Raw genomic sequence first — 21,213 nt, 5'->3', positions numbered from 1 at the left:
CGACGCTATGGTCGCCGCCGGTCGGTGGATCTCCACCTGCACTCTCGACCTGCGTGCGTCCCGGGTCGCGGTGCGCCCACCGCCCCCTACGCCCCAGGTCGTACGCGGCGTCATCCGCCGGGTGTCACCAGCCCGCTCTCGTACGCCAGGACCACCGCCTGGACCCGGTCGCGCAGCTGGAGCTTCGCCAGGATCCGACCGACGTGGGTCTTCACCGTCGCCTCGGCCACGTGCACCCGGGCGGCGATCTCCGCGTTGGACAGGCCCTGTGCGACAAGCAGCAGCACCTCCCGCTCCCGCTCGGTGAGCTGCGTGAGGCGCGGGTCCGCGCTCGGGGCGGCGCCGAGCTGCCCGGCGAACCGGTCCAGCAACCGCCGGGTGATCGACGGGGCCACCACCGAGTCGCCCTGGGCCACCACCCGGATCGCGGCCAGCAGCTCCTCCGGCGGGACGTTCTTGAGCAGGAACCCGCTCGCCCCGGCCTGGAGGGCGGCGAACGCGTCCGCCTCGGTGTCGAAGGTGGTCAGCACCAACACCCGGGGCGGGCCCGCGGGCCGGCCGGCGCAGAGCTGCCGGGTCGCCTCCACGCCGTCCATGGTGGGCATCCGGATGTCCATCACGACCACGTCGGCCTCGGTGCGGGCGAGCACCCGCAGGGCGTCCGCGCCGTCGATCGCCTCCCCGACCACCTCCAGGTCGGGCTGGGAGCCCAGCACCATCCGGAACCCGGCGCGCACCAGCGCCTGGTCGTCCACGATCACCACCCGGACCGTCATGCCGCGATCACCTCCGTTGCCGGCTCCGACGGTAGCGGTAGCCGGACCTCGAGCTGCCAGCCCCCGGCCGGCCGGGGGCCGGCGGTGAGGCTGCCGTCGTACACCGTCACCCGCTCCCGCATGCCGAGCAGACCGTGACCGCCGGACGGCGCCGGGCTGACCAGCGGGCGACCCCGGCCGTCGTCGCGCACCCGGACCACGACGGCCTCGGCGGTGTGGGTCAGGGCGACCTCGACGACGGCGCCGACGCCGGCGTGCTTGAGCGCGTTCGTCAGCGCCTCCTGCACCACCCGGTAGACGGTCAGCTCCAACCCCGGAGGCAGGGCCGGCTGTTCGCCGGTGACGGTGCTGCGGATGTGCAGCCCGGCGTCACCGAAGCGGGCCAGCAGGTCGGGCAGCTCGGCCAGCGCCAGGCGCCGGTGCTCCGGGTCGGCGGCCGCCACGAGCCCGTCGCCGCCGGACGGGCCGGCGTCGCGCAGGACGCCGACCAACCGGCGCATCTCCTCCAGCGCCGACCGGCCGGTGTCCGCGACCACCTTCACGGCGGTGCGGGCCTGCGCGGGGTCACGGTCGAGCATGAACCGGGCGCCGTCGGCCTGGACGATCATCACCGCCAGGCTGTGGGCGACGACGTCGTGCAGCTCACGAGCGATCCGGGTGCGCTCCTCGGCGACCGCCGCCCGGGACTCGGCCTCCCGTTCGCGTTCCAGGGTGGTGGCTCGTTCCTCCAGGCTGAGCACGTAGAGCCGGCGGGTCCGCACGTTCAGCGCGACCAGCCACACCGCGCCGGTGACCAGCGCGTACCACAGCGCGGTCACCCACCAGCTGATCACGCCCGGCGTCTGCACGGCGGCGAGCACCACTCCCACGGCGGCGACCGCACCGGCGAGCACCGCCGCGCGCAGCCGCTCGCCGTACTTCACCACGCTGTAGAGCGCGATCAGGACGGCGACGTCGAACGGCAGCGGACCCCACCGGGCGATCACCTGCACCAGGCCGAGCGCGGCGATCACCACGGTCACCGCGCCCGGGTGCGCGCGGCGGAACAGCAGCGCCACGGCCATCCCCAGACAGACCAGCGCGGCCGCCCAACCGCCCGCCAGGTTCGCCGCGCCGGCCAGGCCGATGAGGGCCACCACGACGGAAACGGACACGTCGAAGGCGACGCCGCGCAGCGGGCGACCGAACATCGTGCGTTCCACGGTCACCCAGCGTACGTACCGGTCGACGGGTCCTCGCGCCTTGGCCGGACCGGTTCGCGCGCGGTCCGGCGCGGGTCAGCGGCCGAGGACCTCGCGCATGCGGTCGATCTCGACGGTCTGCTCGGTGGCGACCGAGGTGGCGAACTCGTTGAGCGTGAGGTCGGAACCGACGGTCAGCAGGTTGGTGGCCATCTCGATGGCACCCTCGTGGTGCGCGGTCATCATCTGGACGAAGAGCCGGTCGAAGTCGGGGCCACGGCTGGCGGTGAGCTGCCGCATCGCCTCGGGTGACTGCATGCCGCGCATGGCGCCGTGGTCGTGCCCCTCGACCTCCGCCGGGAGGCCGCGGGTCTGCAACCAGCCCCGCATCATGCCCATCTCCGGTCCCTGGCTGGCCCTGATGCGCTCGGCGAGGGCGCGGATGTCGGGGTCGGCCGCGCGGTCCGGGGCGAGTTCCGCCATCGCGAGGGCCTGCGCGTGGTGCGGGATCATCATCCGGACGAACAACACGTCCAGCGAGTTGTGCGGTGCGGGACCCGCGTCGCGGACCTCGTGGGCCGCGCGGGTGGCCGCGGCCTCACCCGGGCGGCCGGGCGCGATGACGGTCAGGTCGGTGGGGACCGGGCTGACCGTCGGCGAGGCGGAGGTGGCGGGCGCGGATGCGGACTGGGCGGCGCCGGTCGGGGCGTCGCCGCCGGCGCGGCTCACGACGACTGTCACAAGCGCGAGCAGGAACGCCAGTGTGACGATCGCCAGGGTTCGTGCGCGCCGATCGGTCATGGGCCACTCCCTGGAGTCGAGGTCATCGCGATGCTATCCATTGACGCAGGCACTTTGATGTGACCCGCATCACATCGACGTTCTTCGTCGGACGGTAAGGTGTCGACAATCATCTCCCCCTTGCGAAGGGCCTCGCCGATGATCAGACTCCACATGCCACGGCCACGACAACTCCGCATCGTGGCGCTCGCCACAACCGGGCTCCTCGTCGCCAGCGCGCTCGTCGCCCCGCCCGGCAACGCCCAGGTGGCACCGCCGTCGGCCCCCACCACCAACGCGATCCCCGGCGTCGACGAGATCGTCAGCAGCCCCAACCTGCGGCAGATCGCCAACGTGCCAAAGGTCGCCCCACTGGACGCGACGAACAGCGACATCGCCTTCCAGGGCAAGTACGCGTTCGCCGGCAACTACAACGGCTTCGTCATCTACGACATCTCGCGGCCCAGCGCCCCGACGGTCACGGCCCGGGTGCTCTGCCCGGGGTCGCAGAACGACATCTCCGTGCACGGTGACCTGCTCTTCCTCTCCACCGACTCGTCGCGCAGCGACGACTCCTGCAACAGCACCACGCAGGGGGCGGACGTGAAGGGGTCCTGGGAGGGCATCAAGGTCTTCGACATCAAGGACAAGGCCAACCCCCGCTACATCAAGTCCGTCGAGACGGCCTGCGGCTCGCACACCCACACCCTGGTGCCGGGCAAGGACCGCAAGGCCATCTACCTGTACGTCTCGTCGTACAGCCCGCGGGCCGAGTTCCCGGACTGCCAACCGCCGCACGACTCCATCTCGATCATCAAGGTGCCGCTGAAGAAGCCCACCGACGCCGCCGTGGTGGCGACGCCGAACCTCTTCCCGGACGGCGGCTTCCCCGGCAGCGGGACCGGCTCGGCAACGACCGGTTGCCACGACATCACCGCCTACCCGTCGAAGGACCTGGCCGCCGGCGCCTGCATGGGTGACGGCATCCTGCTCGACATCAAGAACCGGGAGGCGCCCCGGGTCATCAACCGGGTCCGGGACACCGTCAACTTCGCGTTCTGGCACTCCGCCACGTTCAACAACTCCGGCACCAAGGTGATCTTCACCGACGAGCTGGGTGGCGGCGGGGCGGCGACCTGCAACGAGGCCATCGGACCGAACCGGGGCGCGGACGCCATCTACGACATCGCCGGCCGCGGCGACGCCCGGACGATGACCTTCCGCAGCTACTACAAGATCCCGCGGGTCAACGCGGCCACCGAGAACTGCGTGGCACACAACGGCTCGTTGGTGCCGGTGCTCGGTCGCGACATCATGGTCCAGGCGTGGTACCAGGGCGGCATCTCGGTCTGGGACTTCACCGACTCGGCCAACCCGAAGGAGATCGCCTTCTGGGAGCGTGGCCCGCTCTCGGCAACCCTGCCCGTCGGTGGTGGCACCTGGTCGGCGTACTACTACAACGGCCACATCTACTCCAACGACATGGTGAAGGGCCTGGACGTCCTGGAGCTGAACGACTGGCGGACCTGGACGGCCAAGCTGACCCGTTACAACGAGCTCAACGTGCAGACCCAGCCCAGCTTCCTCGGCTGGTAGGCACCAAGCACGACACCGGGCCCGGCCCTCGAATCCGCAGGGCCGGGCCCGTCCACGTTCCCAGGGGGTACGCGCGTCAGCGCACGGCCAACTGGTAACGGCGCTCGCCACCGCCCGCGGTGATCAGTCGAACCTCACCGCTGCGCAGGCCGTACGTCACCGACCAACGGGTATGCCCCTGCCGAACGGCGGCGAGGATGCGGTGCGCCGCGTCGGCGTCCACCACCGCGCCCGCGTCGGTGAGCACGGCGGCGATCTGCCCGTACCGGCGGTCCTCCCGGCGGCGCTGCTCGGGCACCCCTGCGACCGGCACGTTCGTGAGCGCCTGCCAGCCGCCCGTGCCCCGCTCCACCCGCATCTCCCCGTCCACGAACTCGACCACGGCGGATGCGCCGGACGCGTCGCCCAGCAGGTAGTGCAGCGGCGGCCCTCCGTCGAAGTCGAGGTTGTGCCGGGTGAACACGGCAACGGCCTCGTCGACCGTCGCGGCCCGGTCCAGCACCAACCGCAGGATCCGCACCGAACCGACAGTGGGTCTGCCCGCGACCGGGCGGGCGGTCGCCGCGTCGTCCGCCGCCAACCCCACGGCGAGGCCCCGCTCGTTCATGCCGTCGAAGGGCAGCAGCGGCGCGTCGAGCAGCCGACGGTCACCGGCCGGGTCCGCGCCGACCCCGAGGTAGGAGATGTCGACGAGCGACACGGCCGCGTAGCCGTCCGGCGGGTCGGTCCGCAGCACCAGCGCCGGGTTGGCGTCCCAGTCGAAGTTGCGGGCGAACAACGGCCGCGCCAGGTCACCGGCGGCGACGAACAGCGAGCAGCCGAACGGACTGGGCGGGGCCGCGTCGGTCCCCACCGTCGGGTCGTATGCCCCGACGTACGTCATCTCGTACAGCGGCAGGTCGTCGACCCGGCGCAGGCTGGCCATAGTCTGCTCGGCCTGGGCGGCGTCCTGGCGGGAAGCGGCCGGGGTGGCGGCCGGCGACCCGACGCGCGACGGGCCCGCCGGCCCGGATGTGGCACAGGACGTCAGGGCGAGCAACAGGGCCGTCGCAACGGCCGGCAGGGTCCTCCGCATACCCGTTGGACGCTATGGCAGCGGTAGACGGTTGTCCACCGCGCTGTTTCACCCCGGCGCATCGCCCACCCCGGCCGCCCCGAGTTCACCTTTGCTCTGCTTCAACGGGCGAATCAGCAGGGCGACGGGCCGCCAACGGTGCGGCTCGTCACCCCAGTGGGGGCGGCGACGCCGCCGGCCGGACGCTGTGCGAACGTGGTCAGACGTGACGACCGCAGCCCCGCCCGAGCCGACCACGCGCTGGCGACCCCACCCGCTGGACGCGGTGGCGGTCGTCCTCGCCGTCCTCGGCCTCACCTGCGCGCTGAGCGGGCTGCTGCCACGGGCGGAGACCACCGCCACCCTGCACCGGATCCTGCCGCTGCTGCTCTTCCTCGGCACCGTGATCGTGCTCGCCGAGCTGACCGCCGTGGCCGGCGTCTTCGACGTGCTGGCCAGCCGACTGGCCATCGCCTCCCGGGGCAGGTGGGCGGCGCTGTTCCTGCTCTGTGGTGGCCTGGCCACGCTGACCACCCTCGTGCTCAACCTCGACACCACCGCCGTGCTGCTCACCCCGGTGCTGCTCGCGTTGGCCCGCAACCTGGGCGTCCCGGCCGGCCCGCTCGCGGTGACCACGGTCTGGCTGGCGAACACCGCGAGTTTGCTGCTGCCGGTGTCGAACCTGACAAACCTGCTGGCCGCCGACCGGGTCGGGTTGTCCCCGTTGGCCTACGCCGAGCGGATGGCGCTGCCGCAACTCGCCGCCGTGGCGGTCACCATGGCGCTGCTGTGGTACGCGTGGTGGCGGCGGGACCAACCGGTCGGCGGGCGTTTCGTACCGCCGGCCCGGCACGTGCCGCCGGATCCGGTGCTGCACCGCGTCGCGCTCGCCGGCTGTCTGCTCTTCGTCGCCGGCATCCTCGCCGGGGTGGAAATCGGTCTGGCCTCCACGGTCGCGCTCGCGCTGGTGCTCGTCGGGTTCGTCGTACGCTCCCCCGCCACGCTGCGCCTGAAGCTGGTGCCGGTGCGGCTGCTGCTCTTCGTCGTCGGTCTGTTCCTGGTGGTGCAGACCCTCGGGCAGCACGGGTTGGACGACCTGGTCGGCGGCCTGCTCGGCAGCCACGGTGGAACGCTCGGCGAGCTGCGCGCGGGCGGCACGGGGGCGTTGCTGGCCAACCTGGTCAACAACCTGCCGGCCTACCTGGCCGGCGAGTCGGTGTTGCCGCCCAGCGAGCACACCCGTCTGCTGGCGCTGCTGATCGGCACCAACGTCGGCCCGCTGGCCGTCCCCTGGGCGTCGCTGGCCACCCTGCTGTGGTTCGAGCGGTGCCGGGCGGCCGGGGTGACGGTGCCGATGCGGCGGTTCGTGCTGACCAGCGCCCTGCTCGCGGTGACCGGCACGGTCGCGGCGGTCGGCGCGCTCCTGCTGGCTAGTTGAGCCCCTATTGAAGGGTTCTCACTCTGTTGCGGTGTTTGACCCACCGATACGTGTTATCGACCAGAAGCGCGAGATGACCGTTTATGCTGGTTCGACACCGATACGAGTAGGAGAACCGATGACAGCGCAGCACGAGCTGGACACAGCCCAGACGATTCCTTCGGACTACCGCCCGCCGACGATCCAGCGCCTGGGCACTCTCGCCGAGTTGACCAAGGGCGGCACCGTCGGCCCGGACGACGGCCTGGGCGGCGGCGGCGACGGTTCGCTCTGACCCGTCACCGCCCGCCATCGTGGGAGGACCGCCGCTGCTCACGATCCGCCGGGCACAGCGCCGGTTCGGTCGCCGGGTGATCTTCACCGACCTGGACCTCGACGTCCCGGTCGGTGCCCGGCTGTTCCTGGGCGGCAACAACGGCTCCGGCAAGACCACGCTGCTGCGGTGCCTGTCCGGCACGCTGACCCTCAGCGCCGGACAGGCCACCGTCGGCGGCCATCCGGTCGGCTCACTGCCCGCCCGGCGCCTGACCGCTGTCTGCCTCGCCCCGGAACAGGGCCTCTACGAGCAACTGTCGGCACGGGAGAACGTCACCCTCGTGGCCCGACTCCGGCTGCCCCGGCGAGCCGTCCGCGCGGCCGTCGCCCGGGTCGAAGCCGAGCTGGACCTGGCCGGCTACGCGACCGTGCCCGTGCAACGGTGCTCGGCGGGGATGCGGGCCCGGGTCAGCATCGCGCGGGCTCTCGTCGCCGAGCCCGCGCTGCTGCTGCTCGACGAGCCGGGCCGCTCCCTCGACGAGCCGTCGCGGCTGCTGTTGTGGCAGGCCCTCGACCGGAGGCCCGAGCTGACCTGCGTGATCGCGTCGCACCTCGCCGACGACCGCGACCGGTGCCGGTCCGCCCTGACCCTCCCGTCCCGCCGATGACGACGCCGACCACGCCAGCCGTCGCGGCCGCGACCACCAGCCGACCGGTCGGTCGCCGGGCCGCCGGCGCCGGGCCGGTCGCGATGGTCCTCGCCCTGGTCCGCCGTGATCTCGGCGACCCCCGGCAGTTCCGGCTGCCGCTGCTGCTGGACCTCGCCTTCGGGGTGGTGAACCTGGTCGTCTTCCTGTTCATCTCCCGGGTGCTCACCCCGTCGGCGGGCACCGACCTCACCCACGCGCCCAGCTACTTCGACTTCGTCGCGGTCGGCATCACCTTCCTGCTCGTCCTCCAGGCCGCCACCACGCAGCTGACCGGCCGGGTGATCCGGGAACAGCGCAGCGGGACCCTGGAGGTGCTGGCCGCCCAACCCGTGCCGGTCACCGCGCTGGCCATCGGGACGGCCGGCTACCCGTTCCTGTTCGCCCTGCTGCGCTCCTGCGTCTACCTGGCCATCCTCGGCACCGTGCTCGGCCTGCACACCGACCGGGCCGACTGGTGGGGAGTCGCGGTGCTGCTGGTCGCCGGCACCGCGTCGCTGCTGGGCATCGGCATCGCGCTCGCGGCGTTCACCGTCGCCGTCGGGCACGGCGACGCCGCCGCCCGGCTGTTCGTCGTCGGGCTCACCTTCGTGTCCGGCACGTACTTCCCGGTCTCCGAACTTCCCGGCCCCCTGCCGGAGCTGACCGCGGTGCTGCCCAGCCGGATCGCTCTGGACGGCCTGCGCGCCGCGCTGGCCGGCGGCGACTGGGCCTGGTCGGCAGTCGCGCTGCTCGGTGCCACCGCGCTCCTGCTGCCGCTGTCGAGCTGGGTCTTCGCGGGGGCGCTGCGGGTCGCCGCCGGCCGCGGCGCCCTGAAACGCGATTGAGGTACGACATGCTCCGTCCCACACCGTTCGACCTCGCCACCGGCACGCTGCTCGGCGTCGGCCCGCCGCGTCGACCCGTGGCGGCCGGCGTACCGGACCCGTTGGGTGCGCTCGACGCGGCCGTGCTGGCCGGTCTGAACCGCCCACCGTGTGTGGTGAGCTTCTCCGGTGGGCTGGACTCGTCGCTGATCCTGGCGGTGGCCGTCCGGGCGGCCCGCCGGGAGGGGCTGCCGGACCCGGTCCCGGTGACCTGGCGGTTCGGCGGGGCTCCCCGGGCGGACGAGTCGCACTGGCAGCAGCGGGTGATCGGGGCGCTGGGGATCGGGAGGTCCTGGCAGATCCTGCGGGCCGACGACGACCTAGACCTGGTCGGGCCGGTGGCCCGCCGGCTGCTGCACCGCCACGGGGTGGTCCATCCGGTCAACCTGCACCTGCACCTGCCCATCGCCGAGTTGGCCACCGGCGGCTCGCTGCTCACCGGTGCGGGCGGCGACCAGATCCTGGCCGGGTGGCGTCGCCCACCGGCGACCTCGCTGCGCGGCCGGCTGTGGTGGCTGCGGCACGCCGCGCGTACCCGGCGGGGGCCGGCGGAGATGTTTCCGTGGCTGCGGGCGGCTGTCGCCCGGGAGGCGCACCGCGCACAGCGCGCGGAGCAGCGCGCGGAACCGCGTCGCCTGGGACAGCGGATCGCCTGGCACACCCGGCGGCGAGACCTGCTGACGACCTGCTCGGCCCTGGCCGCGCTGGCCGCCGAGCACCGGGCGGCCGCGATCCAGCCGCTGCTCGACGAGGGATTCCTGGCCGCGCTGACGACGCGGTACGGCGACCACCGGAACATCGGCCGCGACCGGCTGCTGACGGAGATCGCTCGGGGGGCCCTACCGGCCGAGGTCACCGCGCCGCGCCGCAAGGCCCGCTTTCTCGAGGTGTTCTTCCGGACGCCGACCCGCGAGTTCGTCAGCTCCTGGGACGGCGCCGGCGCCGAGGAGGAGTTGGTGGACACGGAGGCGCTCCGGGCGCTCTGGTCGCACTGGCCGATCCCCGGTGGCACCGCCAGCCTGGTCCAACAGCTCTGGCTGGCCGCCAACCCGCCCGACTCCGCCCGCCGGCCGGAGCGTTCCGACATCGACGTGGAGGTCACACCGTGACAGAGCAGGAGATCGTGCACCGGGTCGACCCGGACCGGGTGGCCTGGCGGGTCGCCGGTGACGAGGTGGTCGTGCTGGACACCCGCAACTCGGTCTACTTCGGGCTGGACGCCACCGGCGCGTTGCTGTGGCGACGACTGGCGACCGGCGCCACAAGTGCCGAGCTGGTCACGGCACTCGTGGAGACCGCCCCGGTGGACCGGGAGCGAGCCCGCGCCGACGTGGCCGCGTTCCTGGCGGACCTGCGCAGGCACGGGTTGCTGGTCGAGCGGCCCTGACCGACCCCGTCGGCCGGACGGGACGACAGGCGTCACCGGGTGGGTCGACGGTGAACCCGCCAGCGGTCAGCCGCGACCGCCGCGCCGGGCCGCGCGGACCTCGCCCAGCGCGGCCGGTAGCCGTCCGGCGTTTCGGGCCAGCCGGCCCAGGTGCGCCAGCAGCAACCCGACCGGGCCACGTCGGGCCAGCGGACTGGCGTGCCGCATCGACGCCGGTGTCGGGAACAGCCGCGGGCCGAGGTGCCGCAGCCGGTCGACCACGGTGGGCAGTTCGGCGAGCTGCGCGATCGTCAGGGCAGCGGGTGAGGCGCGGTGGGCGCGCAGCCACAGCGCGGGCGTGCCCTGCCGGGGCAGGGCCAGCGTGCCGGCCAGGGTCGCGCCGGCCGGCGTCAGGCGCAGGCCGAACGCGAACGACGGCAGCGCGCCGGTCCGCGCGGCGAGGTCGGCCGCCGCCCGCCAGGTGTCGACGGGAAAGATCTCGAGCGCCCGCAGCAGGTCGGCATGCGGCCGGTCGGAGCGACCCGGTGCGGCGGCGTGCAGGGCGACCAGCAGGGCAGCGCCCGCCTCGTCCGGCACGGTGACCAGGCCGCCGGCCAATCTGATCCATTCCGCCGAGCCCCACAGCGCGGTCCACAACGCCTCCGCGTCGGCGACCCCGTGGAACCCGCGGTGCAGGTCGACGGTGAGCGCCAGCGGGCCGGGCATCCGCCAGGGGCGCTCGTACCAGTGCGACCGGTGGTCGGGCCGCCCCTCGGGGAGCGCGCTGACACAGCCGAGGTCGGCGAGCGCCCGCTGCGCGAGGTCGAACGAGGCCGGGGCGACCAGCAGGTCGACGTCGGTGTAGACCCGGTGCCCCTCCTGGCCCAGCCGGCGGGCCAGCCCGGCCCCCTTGAGCAGGACGGCCTCCACCCCCCGGTCGGCGAGTGCGGCGGTGACGCCGACCGCGGCCGTGTCGAGACTCAGGCAGCGGACCGCTGACGGTAGGTCGTTCACCGCGTCGCTCCCACGGCCGAGGCGGCGACGACGGCGGCGGCGAGCAGCCGGTGGGTGTCGTCGAGGGCGGCCCAGTCGCGCGGACGGGTCAACTCCCACGCCGGCAGGGCGGCGAGCGACAGCAGAGCGGCCGGATCGGAGGGCAACTGCCCGAACGATCGCTGGCCGGCGAGCCGGGCCAGCAGGGCGGCGCCGGACAGCCGGGTCAGGGTGAGCGCGGCGCCCCAGCGCGGGAACAACCAACCGCCCAGCCGGACGCGGGGCGCGATCGGCGGCAGCCCCACCCGCAGCAGGGTGCCGGCCCGGACCGGCCGGGTGGGCAGGCCCACTCCGGGCACCGGCTGCCGCAGGTCGACACAGCGCGGGCCGGCGAAGGCGTCGACGCCGTCGACGACCAGGATGTCGTCGGTCAGGATCGGCAGACCCCGGGCGGCCAGGGCGGCGAGCAGGCTGCTCTTGCCGGCGGTACGCGGGCCGAGCACCGCCCAGGCCCGGCCGGCGAGCACGAACGCGCCACTGTGGAACGTCTCCCGCCCGGCCCACCTGCTGACCGTCGTCGCCACCGGCGCGAGGTACGGGTGGGCCAGCACGTCCGGGGCGAGCGGTGGCCCGTAGAAGGTGGCGGTGCCCCGCAGCCGGTCCACGGAGAGGGTTCGCCCATCGGCGAGGATCCGGGTGCCCCGCGCGTCGTTCAGGGGCACGGGTGCTGGTGGCGGTGCGTCCACCTGGCAGACCCGCACGGCGGGCCACCCGAGGGTCGCGCCGTCGGCCGGGGGCAACTCGGACGCCTCGTCCACACCGTGGACCAGAAGCCCGTAGACAGCTCGTCCGGGTGTGGGCATGTTCTCCCCGCTCATCGTCTGCTCAACGATCATGGACAGCGACGCGATGCGGGTGGCGCTCGTGGAGACGCGCCACCCGCACTATCCAGCGACGAGCGTCAGCGGATCGTGCCTCTGTCGACTGTCACCTTCTGCGACTCCTTCAGCCGCTTGGCGTCCGCCGCGCGCTGCTTGGTCGCCTTGGCGCTCTTCGCCGACGGCGCGATCGTGGGGACGACGCCCCCGCCGAGCGCGTCGACGTCGTACGCCACCCAGAACGATCCGGGGGTGTCCACCGCGAAGCTCAACGCGACGTGGATCGACGCGCCCGGTGCGAGCCCACCCAGGTCGATGGGGATCGTCAGGGTGGTGCCCAGCCCACCGCCCGGTGGGCTGGTCGCCGGAGTGTCCATGGACAGGTTGCGCACCAGCAACGTGCGGCCATCACTGATGGTGATCGACGTGGTCGGGTTGGCCGGGTTGACCAACCGCAGGTTGGAGTGCACCTGCGGCGACGACCCACCGGGATACGGTGCGCCGTTCTCCGCGCTCAGCGACGTGATCCGGATCCGCGCCTGGGTGATCGGCGCGGACGACCGGTTGGTCAGCGTCCGGCGAATCACCAGGCTGTTCGGCGTGCGGACCCGGTTCGGCGCGACCGACGCCGCCACGTTCGGATCGAACAGCGTCGACTGGACGGCCGCGTTCTGCTGGTAGGTGCCCAGCGTGTTCTGCGGTGAGGGGCTGCCGAGTGTGGACGGCACCCCGTTGATCGGCCCGAGCACGGTGGCGACCAGCCGGAAGTCGGCCACGTTGTTGGCGGTGTCCTTCAGATTGCCCCCGATCCGCAGGCGGTTCCAGGCGTAGGGGACGAACGGCGGCGAGTTGAAGGCAGGCAGAGGCGGGCCCTCGGAGAAGCCCGGCGTCGACCCGGCCCGGTCGGTGACCGTCTTCGCCGCGTCCGGTGCGACGAGCCGGAAGCCGCCCTGGCCGAGGCTGGGGACGACGAGGTCAGGTTGGATGTTGTACAGGGAGTAGTTGGTGGCCGCGATCAGATAACCCCGCTTGGGCGGCAGCGGCCGCGCGCTGCCCGGGATGGTGATGGACAGTCCGCCGGGCGCCTCCACCTTGAAACCGGCGATCGGCAGGTTGATCGCCGTGCCGTTGACGATCGAGACGAACTGGTCGGCGAGGCCGCTGATGCCGGACTGCGCGAACTGGTCGATGACCACCTGGCGGGGTGCCGCCGAGACCTCGATGGCGACCTCGTTGGACACCGCCTCGCCCAGCGGGCCGGTCCCGTCGTACTGCGCCCGGAACTGGTTGTGCCCGAACGCCGGCACGTAGACCTGGAAGGTGGCCACGTTGAGCGACAGCGGGAAGGTGCCCAGTGGGGTCTCCACCCCGTTGGGCAACTCGTCGATGAGTGTCACGCTACCCTCGGCGACGCCGGGACCGACGATGACCTGGAACTGCACCGAGCTGCCGAAGTTGATGGCATTTGTGGACACGCTCAACGTGGCCACGCTCTTGGGCTGGATCAGGATTCGGATCGGTCGGTTGGCGGCGAAGCCGTTGGCGTCGGTCACCCGGACCGTCGACGGGTACGCGCCGACAGCTGTCGGCCGGCCGGACAGCAGGCCGGTCGTCGGGTCGAGGGTCAGGCCGGGCGGAAGCGAACCGGCCGGCAGCGACCAGGTGAACGGCCCGGTGCCGCCGATCACGTTGAGCTGCTCGGAGTAGGGGGCGTCGACCTCACCCAGTGGCGGCGCCGGGAAGCTCAGGAGGGGCGCCTTGTTGACCACCAGGGTGATCAACCGGGTGCCGGTCTCGCCGTCGGCGTCGATGACCCGGATCACCACCGGGTAGGTCCCCGCGGTGGTCGGCACGCCGGAGATGCCGTTGGTGACGGGATTCAGCGAGATGCCGGGCGGCAGGGTGCCCGAGTCGACGCTCCAGAGGTACGGCGGCACGCCGTGCGTGATGTTCAGGGTTGCGGTGTACGCGATGCCGACAGTCGCGTCGTTCGGGTGGTTGAACAGCAACGTCGGCGAGACGTTGGCGATCACCTCGTCCGACGGGGCGGACTCGGGGCCGGTGCCCTGGGAGGTGCGGGCCGCCACCGTGAACCGGTAGGCGGTGGTGGGGAACAGACCGGTGACCGTGTTGGTGGTGGCCGCCCCGAAGGTCTGGGCGGGCTGGCGCACGCCGTTGACCCAGGGGGTGACGATGTAGCCGGTGATGGGTGAGCCGCCGTTGGGGCCAGGCGTCCAGCTCAGCAGGGCCGTGGCGGTGTCGGCGGTGACCGCGATGATGGTCGGCGCGCCGGGCAGCGCCATGATCTTGGCAGCCGTGGAGGGCTTGCTGGCCGGGCCGACGCCCTCGGCGTTCTTCGCGGCGACCGTGAAGGTGTAGGTGGCCTTGGCGGTCAGACCCTCGATCTTCTGGGTGGTCGTCGACGCGTCGAAGGTGGCAGTTTTCGCCTTCTTGCCGTTGCGGTACGCGGTGACCAGGTAGCCGGTGAGGGCCGAGCCGCGGTCAGCCGGCGCCTTCCAGTTCACCGTGGCCGTCCCGGCACGCCAGGACGCGGTCGGCTTGGCCGGGGCGGCCGGTGGCTGCGCCGGGGCGGCTGCCTCGGCGATCTGCTGCATGGCGACGGCCGGCGCGGCCGCCGGCGCGGACACGGGTGTGGGGGTGCGACTCGGGGCGCGGGCCGAGGCCGCCGTGGGTGCGACGAGCAGGCTGACGAGCAGCGCCAGGATTGCGGCGCAGGCCGTGACGGCCCGTGGACGGGCACGGAGCACTGGGGACATGGATGTTTTCTCCCTCTCCCGGGGATGAGGGCCACCGCGGGCGGGGAAAGGACCAGGCGACCGGCTCATCGTGCGTGGCGGCCACGCGCCTGATCCCCCCGGCCGCAGGGCGACTGGCGGAAATTCGACCGTCACGCACGGAATGGCTTTCACGTGTTGAGTGACGGATCTCTATCTACTCCTACCAGTTTTCCCAGGTCAGGCCATTTTCGGGCGGGTAAAGTGTCCAGCCTTGGGCGGAGGCTGTCCGAATTCCGACTGCCGTCGCGTCCTTTTGCGGCGGGCACGACGGCAGGGTCGCGATCAGTCCCGGCGCACCGCGAGCTGAAGCTCGGTGACGCCCTTCTCCGGCTGCTCCGGGCAGTAGTCCAGGTACACCTCGCGGGCGAAGCCGTCGGCGCGGTAGCCGTTGTCGTCGATCCAGCGGGCGAGCACCTGCATGCTCTGCTCGACGTCGTCCATCGCCCCATGGTGGACGATCGTCGCGGCGGCGCCCAGCGCGGGCAGGTCGCGTACCTCGACGTCGGGAACGCTCGCCGCGCCGACGGCGACGGTCACCCCGGCGTGCACCAGCACCGCGTCGCCGTCGCCAGGCGCGGCCGGCTCGTACCAGGCGATCGTCGGTCCGGTCGGGGTGATCCCGGCGTCGGCCAGTCGGCGGAACAACTCCGGGTAGAGCGGCCCGATCACCGGGCCGATGTCCTGGCTCTGGTAACTCGGCGCGAGCGCGGTCAGCTCCGCGACACGCACCGGTGCGACCTCCTTCAGGACGACGTCCTGCGTACTCATGGTGCCCTCCGACTCGATCATCCGGAGCCTCGCCTCGACCGCCGCCAGCCGGGCGGCGTCCGCGGCCAGTTGATCCTCCAACTGGGTACGCCGCAGCCGCAGCATGCCGCGCAGCTCCACCACGTCGACCACGTCGTCGACGATGACCCGCACCTGCTCGAGGGTGAGGCCCAGCTCCTTCAGGGCGATCACCCGGTTGAGCCGGCGCAGCTGGTCCGCGCGGTAGAACCGGTATCCGGTGTGGGCGTCGACGGCGGCCGGACGCAGCAGCCCGATGCTGTCGTAGTGCCGCAGCATCCGCACCGACACCCGGCCCAGTCGGGCGAAGTCTCCGATGGTGAACATGGTCCCCTCACGCTCGTCCCTGACACGGTGTCAGAGTCAAGCGGGGGGTCAACCGACCGACGAGCGCCGGGCCGGGCGCGGGCCGACCAACCGGCGCACCATCGGCGCGGCGTTCCACGTGGCGGCGCCGACCAGGTCACGGGCGTGCTCCAGGACCGTGTAGTCGGGCCGGTCCAGCCCGTCGGCGATGGCCCGGTCGAGGTCGTTGCCACACCGGCTCAGCACGGTGTCGAAGTCGCGGCGCACCGGCTCCTGGAGGTCGTAGCCGAAGGAGCGGTGCAGCCGGGCGAAGAGCGGCTTGTAGAGCCGGACCCGCTCGTGCAACCCCGACGAGTACGACATCGGGTTCTTCGGCCGCCGCAGGATGTAGTCGGGCAGCACGTCGGCGAACGCCCGCCGGACGATCCACTTCTCCTGCCCGTCGCGCAGTTTCAGGTGCAGCGGCAGCCGCATGGCCAGCTCCACCACGCTCAGGTCGAGGAAGGGCACCCGGGCCTCCACCCCGTACGCCATGGCGGCCCGGTCGACCCGCTGCAACTCGGTGCGGCACAGGTTGCGGATCCGGTGCAGGAACAGCCGGCGCGCCGCGGCCGGGCCGACCTGGTGGTACATCGGGTACCCACCGAACAACTCGTCGGAGCCGTCGCCGGTCAGCACCACCTTGATGCCCAGGTCCCGCAGGCGCCGGAAGATGGGGACCGACACGACGGCGTTGATGATGTCGCCGTACTCGGTCAACTCGGAGATGCGGATCGCCTCGCGCACGTCGGCGAGCCGGATGTCGCGCGGGCGCAGCTCGACCACGACGTGCGGCACGTCGAGGTCGGCGGCGAGCCGCCGGGCGTACGCGACGTCGGGGCTGTCCGCGACGCCGACCGTCACCGCGACGCAGTCCGGGTGGATGTCGCGCACCTGCCGCAGCATCAGCGAGCTGTCCAGCCCACCGGAGAGCACCACCCCGACGGTCAGGTCGGTCTCCACCCGCATCCGGATGGCGTCGCTGAGCGCGGCACGGACGAGCAGGGCGGCCTCCTCCGGGTCGTCGATGACCGGCAGGCCCGCGCCGATGGTGAGCAGGTCGACGTACGGGCTGAGGCGGACGTGCCCGTCCGCCTCCACCCACCCGTGGTGCCCGGGCGGCACCTCGACGATCGGCGCGCCGTGTCCGACGAGCGCCTTGACCTCGGAGGCGAGGTGCAGGCAGCCGGGCCGACGGGACCAGTACAGCGGTTTGACCCCGAGTGGGTCGCGGGCCAGGTAGGCCCGGCCGGTGCTGCGCTCCACGGCCGCGAACGCGTACTCGCCGCGCAGTCGGGTCACCGCCGCCTCGCCCCACTGCTGGAACGCGGCGAGCAGCACCTCGGTGTCACCCTCGGTGCGGAACGCCTGACCCAGGCGGGTCAGTTGCGCGCGCAGCTCCCGGTAGTTGAAGATCTCGCCGTTGAAGCAGAGCAGCCAGCGCTCGTCGGTCGAGGTCCACGGTTGCACCGCCCGGTCCCGGTCGACGACGCGCAGGCGGCGGGTGCCGGCGAGCAGCCCGCGCTCGGAGCGGGTTTCGGTGACCTCGCCGCGCGGGGCGAGGACGGCGAGCATCCGCCGGAAGGTGGCCGGGTCGGCCTCGGGGCCGATGCTCAGGGCGATGCCGCACACCGGCTCAGACCCCCATCTCGGCCTCGTACGCGCGGCGGAGGCGACGCCGGGCGGCGGGCGCGAGGCACAGGTGCCACGCCTGCCCCTCGTCGATCACGTTGAGCTCACCGGCCTCCTGCCGGGCCAGCAGCAGGTCCGCCAGCGCCTGGCGCGCGCCGAACCGTTCGAACCAGCTCAGCTCGACGTCGACGGAGTAGCCGAGGCAGTGCCCGCTGGGCAGCATGGCGGCGTAACCCAGCCGGCGCAGCCGGTACTGGTGTTCGGCGCTGCGGACCAGGCTGGTCACCCACAGCGGCGGGGTGTTCGGCGGTGCGGCGGCGGCGAACTCCCGCGCGAGGTCGTTGAGCAGCGCCACCACCTCCCGGCGGGCGCGCCGGAACAGCAGCCCGGCGGTCTGCGGGGCGGCGTCCGGGCGCAGTCGACGTCGCAGCCCGCGGGCGGCGCGGCCCAGCAGGGTCGCGGGTTGCTCCTGGTAGCGGAACCGCAGCAGGTCGCGGCGGCGCAGCCACTCCAGGTCGACCAGCTCCGCGCTGCCGTTGACCTGGTCGTCGGTGACGAACGTCGGGGCGTCCTGCCACCACAGCACGTCGATGCGGGAGAGCAGGTAGATCCGCACCAGCGCGCTGAGGTCGCGCGCCGAGGTGCGCTCGTTGGGCTGGTAGCGGGCCATCTCCAGCAGCAGCGTCTCGCGCGCCCCGAGCAGCCCCTGGGGGGTGGCGTCGAGGACGGCGGCGAGCGCCGGCTCCCGCAACCGTTCGTCGACGAGCACCTGGCGGGCCCGGGTGCTCGCCGCGTCGGCCAGGGCGCCCACCTCGATCAGCAGCTCGGCGACGGCGGCCCGGTAGGCGGCCAGGTCGGGCTCGGCGGCGGACCGGCGGCGCGGGGTGATGCCGGAGGGCCGGCGGCGGGGCGGCGCGGTGGGTGAGACGGGCGAACCAGGTTGCTGTCCCGGACTACGGCTGGGCACTCGCATGACGGGGGTCCCTTCTCCGCTCGCGGCACTGGGTGGATCGCCCTGAAACCACCGTAATCAGCCGGACCGGGATGGATCGAACAATCCTCCGATTCACCCCTAACGGAGCTGACCTCGCGCTGGCCGCTACGCCGAACGGCGGCACCTGGCATACCAGCGAGTGATCAGACGCTGACGGAATGCCGCCATACTTCGTCAATGGCTGACGACATCGCACCGGCACGATGGGCGGGGGAGGCTTCCACCTCGATGACGGCGAACGACCCGGTTGGCGAGGTGAATCCCTTCGCGACGACCGCACTGCGGACCGCTCTGGTGATCGTCGCGCACCCGGACGACGAGGCACTGCTGTGCGGCGGCACCATCGCCCGCATGACCCAGGCCGGGATGGACGTCCACGTCGCCTCCCTGTCGCGCGGGAGTCAGGGCCGGGACAAGGCGTTCGACGCCTGCTGCGAGATCCTCGGGGCAACCGGCGAGGTGGGCGACCTGGCCTCCAACGACCTGCGTACCGGCGGGGACCTGGTCACCATCACGGACGCGTTGATCGATGCCCGCCGCCCGGACGTGGTGATCACCCACGGTCCGGGCGCCGGGCAGAACCAGGACCACAACGCGATCTGCCACGCCGTGCGGATCACCGTCAGCCGCAGCCGTCACCCGACGATGCTCCTGCTCGGCCACCCGACCTTCGCCACGACCGACTTCCGCCCGACCTTCTTCGTGGACGTCACGAACGTCTGGTGCGCCAAGATGAAGGCGCTCGCCGCGTACCGGCAGATCCTCGACCGGGACTACATGACCGAGGAGTACCTGCGAGTCAAGAGTCGGTGGTGGGCACAGGTGGCCGGCCGCGACCGAGGGCTGTGCGAGGCCTTCGAGGTCGGCCTGTGGCGTCCCGCGCCGGCCTAGCCCCGGTCCCGCTGGTCAGGTGCCAGGCCCTGCACCTCGGCGTACGACGGCAGCCCCGACAGGTTGACCGGCGCGCCCGCGCGGGCCGCGTCGGCGGCGGCGACGGCCGCGGCGAGCGCGGCCCGAAACAGCAGGGAGCCGGTGCTGACCCGGGCGACGCCGGCCCCGCCCAGCTCGTCCAGGGACGGCCCGCCCGGCTGGTACAGCGCGTTCAGCGGAGCGTCGATCCGCTCGCCGAGCACACGCAGCGTCCCCAGGTCGACGGTGCCGGGCACGAAGATCCCGTCCGCCCCGGCGGCCCGGTAGGCACGGGCGCGGGCCAGGGTCCGCGGCAACGGGTCCGGCACCCCGAGCCACCACGTGTCGACGCGGGCGTTGACGAACAGGTCCGGCACCGCCGCCTTCACGGCCGCGACCTTCTCGGCGACGCCCGCCGGATCGGCAAGGGTGCCGTCGGCGCACCCGTCCTCCAGGTTGATCCCGACCACGCCCAGCCCGGCCAGCTCCGCCACGTACCCGGCGACCGCCGCCGGGTCGTCGTCGAACCCGGCCTCGACGTCGACGCTGAGCAGCACCGGCAGGCGGGCCAGCCGGCGGGCCAGGGCCAGGGTCTCCCCCGCGGTGGCCGCGGCGCCGTCGGGTCGCCCGGCGGCCGCGGCGACCCCGAGGCTGGTGGTGCCGATCGCCAGGTGCCCGCGCGCCGCGAGGGCCGCCGCCGACGCGTGGTCCCAGGCGTTCGGCAGCAGCAGGGGCCGGCCGCCGTGATGCAGGGCGCGGAACTCCGCACGCCGATCGGTCATCGGACGCTCACCTCCAGGGTCGTCGCCACCGCCAGGGTCGGGTGCGGCTCGTGGCACAGCGGGACCCGGGTGCGCTGGCAGCGTTCGCGCAGCACGTCGAGCACCCCGGTGGCGAGGGCCAGGGCGTGCCGGTCGCCGGGGCAGCCGCGCTCCCCCGCCCCGAAGGTCAGCAGACCGGCGCCGGGCCGGCCCGGTCGGAACGCCGCCGGCTCGGCGAACACCGCCGGGTCCCGGTTCGCCGCGTCGAAGCGGAGCAGCACCGGGCTGTCCGCCGGCAGTTCCCGCCCGCCCAGTCGCACCGCGCTCGCGGTGACCCGTCGCGTGGCCCGTACCGGCGGGTCGAGCCGCAGCACCTCGGCCAGCAACTCCGCCGTCCGCACCGCGCCCGCACCGTCGCCGCCCGGCAGAGGCAGCAGGTGGTGGGCGGCGGCGCCGATCAGACCGGCGGTCGCGTCGCACGCCTGGACCAGCAGGCCGATCACGTTCGCGCGTACCTCCGGCGCCGCCGGCGGCACCTCCGCCAGCAGCGTCGCCACCGCCCGGTCGGCCCGCCGGACCAGTGCCACGTCAACCCCCGGGTGGTACGCCGCAGCGACGACCGCGACCGCCGTCCCGGCGGCTGCCGGATCGGCGAGACCGAGACGCCCGGCCAGCACCCGCGACGGCACCGACCGGGCCAGTTCACGCATGACGTCGAGGCGGTCACCGGCGCGGTCCAGGACGGCGCCGGTCAGCCGGGCCGCCTCCTGCCGCAGCTCGTCCGGGTCGAGCGCGTCCAGCGCGGCGACCACGATCGAGCGGCGCTCGGCGTGCCGTCGCGGCGAGCTGAACCTGCTCACCGAGGCGCGCAGCCAGGCGAGCGTGCCGGGCGGGCCGCTCTCGACCGCCGGAACCCGGAAGGCCGGGTCGGTCAGCGCCGCCCGTACGTCGGCGTGCCGCGTCACCCACCAGCCGCGCTCCGGCGCGAACGAGGGCGGGCCGCACGCCGGCGTTCCGGCGGCGGGTGCGATGTCGGGCCAGGTGTCAGTCACCGCCCGACGGTAGAACCCGAACCCTTCGGCCCCCGCCGAACGATCC

At 73.2% G+C, this 21,213-nt stretch carries 20 protein-coding genes; 8 read left to right on the top strand and 12 right to left on the bottom strand.

Going from position 1 to position 21,213, the window contains the following annotated elements; genetic code table 11:
* Positions 1-110: 110 nt before the first annotated feature.
* The 3 genes from AB0C01_RS30455 to AB0C01_RS30445 form a co-directional block, all read right to left on the bottom strand.
* Entirely contained in the window at positions 111-776 is a 666-nt protein-coding gene (locus AB0C01_RS30455) for a response regulator transcription factor (protein WP_357249038.1), read from the bottom strand.
* Positions 773-1,984 (bottom strand): sensor histidine kinase, encoded by a 1,212-nt coding sequence (locus tag AB0C01_RS30450; protein ID WP_357572771.1) that lies wholly within the window; start codon positions 1,982-1,984, stop codon positions 773-775. Before AB0C01_RS30450 ends, AB0C01_RS30455 begins: the two co-directional genes overlap by 4 nt.
* A 69-nt stretch (positions 1,985-2,053) precedes the next feature.
* Positions 2,054-2,758: a DUF305 domain-containing protein gene (locus tag AB0C01_RS30445; protein ID WP_357249033.1), complete on the bottom strand. Its 705-nt coding sequence runs from the start codon at positions 2,756-2,758 to the stop codon at positions 2,054-2,056.
* A gap of 138 nt (positions 2,759-2,896) precedes the next feature.
* Here AB0C01_RS30445 and AB0C01_RS30440 point away from each other — a divergent pair, with 138 nt between their 5' ends.
* A complete protein-coding gene (locus AB0C01_RS30440) occupies positions 2,897-4,333 on the top strand; it encodes a hypothetical protein (RefSeq protein ID WP_357572770.1) in 1,437 nt (478 codons plus the stop codon).
* 76 nt (positions 4,334-4,409) lie between these two features.
* Here the strand turns inward: AB0C01_RS30440 and AB0C01_RS30435 are convergent, their stop codons facing one another.
* Positions 4,410-5,408 (bottom strand): linear amide C-N hydrolase, encoded by a 999-nt coding sequence (locus tag AB0C01_RS30435; protein ID WP_357572769.1) that lies wholly within the window; start codon positions 5,406-5,408, stop codon positions 4,410-4,412.
* Positions 5,409-5,613: 205 nt separating this feature from the next.
* Between AB0C01_RS30435 and AB0C01_RS30430 the strand changes: the two genes are divergently transcribed.
* From AB0C01_RS30430 to AB0C01_RS30405, 6 genes are all read left to right on the top strand, one after another.
* Positions 5,614-6,825, top strand: coding sequence for an SLC13 family permease (locus AB0C01_RS30430; protein ID WP_357572768.1), 1,212 nt, complete (start codon positions 5,614-5,616; stop codon positions 6,823-6,825).
* A gap of 118 nt (positions 6,826-6,943) precedes the next feature.
* Positions 6,944-7,099, top strand: a complete 156-nt coding sequence (locus AB0C01_RS30425; RefSeq protein ID WP_357572767.1) for a lasso RiPP family leader peptide-containing protein — start codon at positions 6,944-6,946, stop codon at positions 7,097-7,099.
* Positions 7,100-7,118: 19 nt separating this feature from the next.
* Complete coding sequence (locus tag AB0C01_RS30420) at positions 7,119-7,748, top strand: ATP-binding cassette domain-containing protein (protein ID WP_357572766.1); 630 nt, start codon at positions 7,119-7,121, stop codon at positions 7,746-7,748.
* Positions 7,745-8,614: an ABC transporter permease gene (locus AB0C01_RS30415; RefSeq protein WP_357572765.1), complete on the top strand. Its 870-nt coding sequence runs from the start codon at positions 7,745-7,747 to the stop codon at positions 8,612-8,614. The genes AB0C01_RS30420 and AB0C01_RS30415 overlap by 4 nt, the downstream gene beginning before the upstream one ends.
* 8 nt (positions 8,615-8,622) lie before the next feature.
* A complete protein-coding gene (locus AB0C01_RS30410; RefSeq protein WP_357572764.1) occupies positions 8,623-9,762 on the top strand; it encodes an asparagine synthase-related protein in 1,140 nt (379 codons plus the stop codon).
* Positions 9,759-10,040 (top strand): PqqD family protein, encoded by a 282-nt coding sequence (locus AB0C01_RS30405; RefSeq protein ID WP_357572763.1) that lies wholly within the window; start codon positions 9,759-9,761, stop codon positions 10,038-10,040. Before AB0C01_RS30410 ends, AB0C01_RS30405 begins: the two co-directional genes overlap by 4 nt.
* 66 nt (positions 10,041-10,106) lie before the next feature.
* Here AB0C01_RS30405 and AB0C01_RS30400 read toward each other — a convergent pair whose 3' ends face one another.
* The 6 genes from AB0C01_RS30400 to AB0C01_RS30375 form a co-directional block, all read right to left on the bottom strand.
* Positions 10,107-11,033 (bottom strand): nucleotidyltransferase family protein, encoded by a 927-nt coding sequence (locus AB0C01_RS30400; protein ID WP_357572762.1) that lies wholly within the window; start codon positions 11,031-11,033, stop codon positions 10,107-10,109.
* Complete coding sequence (locus AB0C01_RS30395; protein ID WP_357572761.1) at positions 11,030-11,908, bottom strand: hypothetical protein; 879 nt, start codon at positions 11,906-11,908, stop codon at positions 11,030-11,032. Before AB0C01_RS30395 ends, AB0C01_RS30400 begins: the two co-directional genes overlap by 4 nt.
* Positions 11,909-11,973: 65 nt before the next feature.
* On the bottom strand, positions 11,974-14,667 hold the full coding sequence (locus AB0C01_RS30390; RefSeq protein WP_357572760.1) for a fibronectin type III domain-containing protein: 2,694 nt from the start codon (positions 14,665-14,667) through the stop codon (positions 11,974-11,976).
* A 303-nt stretch (positions 14,668-14,970) separates the two neighbouring features.
* Positions 14,971-15,801: a MerR family transcriptional regulator gene (locus AB0C01_RS30385; protein WP_357572759.1), complete on the bottom strand. Its 831-nt coding sequence runs from the start codon at positions 15,799-15,801 to the stop codon at positions 14,971-14,973.
* 48 nt (positions 15,802-15,849) lie between these two features.
* Positions 15,850-17,451 carry an asparagine synthase-related protein gene (locus tag AB0C01_RS30380; protein ID WP_357248995.1) on the bottom strand — a complete coding sequence of 534 codons (1,602 nt, stop codon included), beginning with the start codon at positions 17,449-17,451 and terminating at the stop codon, positions 15,850-15,852.
* Between the two features lie 4 nt (positions 17,452-17,455).
* On the bottom strand, positions 17,456-18,424 hold the full coding sequence (locus AB0C01_RS30375) for a DUF5715 family protein (protein ID WP_357248992.1): 969 nt from the start codon (positions 18,422-18,424) through the stop codon (positions 17,456-17,458).
* Between the two features lie 198 nt (positions 18,425-18,622).
* On the opposite strand from AB0C01_RS30375, the gene AB0C01_RS30370 reads away from it, so the two are divergent.
* On the top strand, positions 18,623-19,336 hold the full coding sequence (locus tag AB0C01_RS30370) for a PIG-L family deacetylase (RefSeq protein WP_357248989.1): 714 nt from the start codon (positions 18,623-18,625) through the stop codon (positions 19,334-19,336).
* On the opposite strand, the gene AB0C01_RS30365 is transcribed toward AB0C01_RS30370, so the two are convergent.
* A complete protein-coding gene (locus AB0C01_RS30365) occupies positions 19,333-20,136 on the bottom strand; it encodes an isocitrate lyase/phosphoenolpyruvate mutase family protein (protein ID WP_357572758.1) in 804 nt (267 codons plus the stop codon). The genes AB0C01_RS30370 and AB0C01_RS30365 overlap by 4 nt on opposite strands.
* The gene (locus tag AB0C01_RS30360) at positions 20,133-21,167 is read right to left on the bottom strand and encodes a cytochrome P450 (RefSeq protein ID WP_357572757.1); all 1,035 of its coding nucleotides are present in this window, start codon (positions 21,165-21,167) and stop codon (positions 20,133-20,135) included. Before AB0C01_RS30360 ends, AB0C01_RS30365 begins: the two co-directional genes overlap by 4 nt.
* Between the last annotated feature and the right edge of the window lie 46 nt (positions 21,168-21,213).

The sequence above is a fragment of the Micromonospora sp. NPDC048905 genome (assembly GCF_040649655.1).
GTDB lineage: Bacteria > Actinomycetota > Actinomycetes > Mycobacteriales > Micromonosporaceae > Micromonospora.
Note: the sequence above shows the minus strand (reverse complement) of the source record. Positions and strands in the feature narration are given on the sequence as shown.

Excerpts from the sequence above, each read along its gene's own strand:
- AB0C01_RS30455 (WP_357249038.1), bottom strand. The coding sequence starts at position 776 with ATGACGGTCCGGGTGGTGATCGTGGACGACCAGGCGCTGGTGCGCGCC.
- AB0C01_RS30445 (WP_357249033.1), bottom strand. The coding sequence starts at position 2,758 with ATGACCGATCGGCGCGCACGAACCCTGGCGATCGTCACACTGGCGTTC.
- AB0C01_RS30440 (WP_357572770.1), top strand. The coding sequence starts at position 2,897 with ATGATCAGACTCCACATGCCACGGCCACGACAACTCCGCATCGTGGCG.
- AB0C01_RS30435 (WP_357572769.1), bottom strand. The coding sequence starts at position 5,408 with ATGCGGAGGACCCTGCCGGCCGTTGCGACGGCCCTGTTGCTCGCCCTG.
- AB0C01_RS30425 (WP_357572767.1), top strand. The coding sequence starts at position 6,944 with ATGACAGCGCAGCACGAGCTGGACACAGCCCAGACGATTCCTTCGGAC.
- AB0C01_RS30415 (WP_357572765.1), top strand. The coding sequence starts at position 7,745 with ATGACGACGCCGACCACGCCAGCCGTCGCGGCCGCGACCACCAGCCGA.
- AB0C01_RS30410 (WP_357572764.1), top strand. The coding sequence starts at position 8,623 with ATGCTCCGTCCCACACCGTTCGACCTCGCCACCGGCACGCTGCTCGGC.
- AB0C01_RS30395 (WP_357572761.1), bottom strand. The coding sequence starts at position 11,908 with ATGATCGTTGAGCAGACGATGAGCGGGGAGAACATGCCCACACCCGGA.
- AB0C01_RS30390 (WP_357572760.1), bottom strand. The coding sequence starts at position 14,667 with ATGTCCCCAGTGCTCCGTGCCCGTCCACGGGCCGTCACGGCCTGCGCC.
- AB0C01_RS30385 (WP_357572759.1), bottom strand. The coding sequence starts at position 15,801 with ATGTTCACCATCGGAGACTTCGCCCGACTGGGCCGGGTGTCGGTGCGG.
- AB0C01_RS30375 (WP_357248992.1), bottom strand. The coding sequence starts at position 18,424 with ATGCGAGTGCCCAGCCGTAGTCCGGGACAGCAACCTGGTTCGCCCGTC.
- AB0C01_RS30370 (WP_357248989.1), top strand. The coding sequence starts at position 18,623 with ATGGCTGACGACATCGCACCGGCACGATGGGCGGGGGAGGCTTCCACC.
- AB0C01_RS30365 (WP_357572758.1), bottom strand. The coding sequence starts at position 20,136 with ATGACCGATCGGCGTGCGGAGTTCCGCGCCCTGCATCACGGCGGCCGG.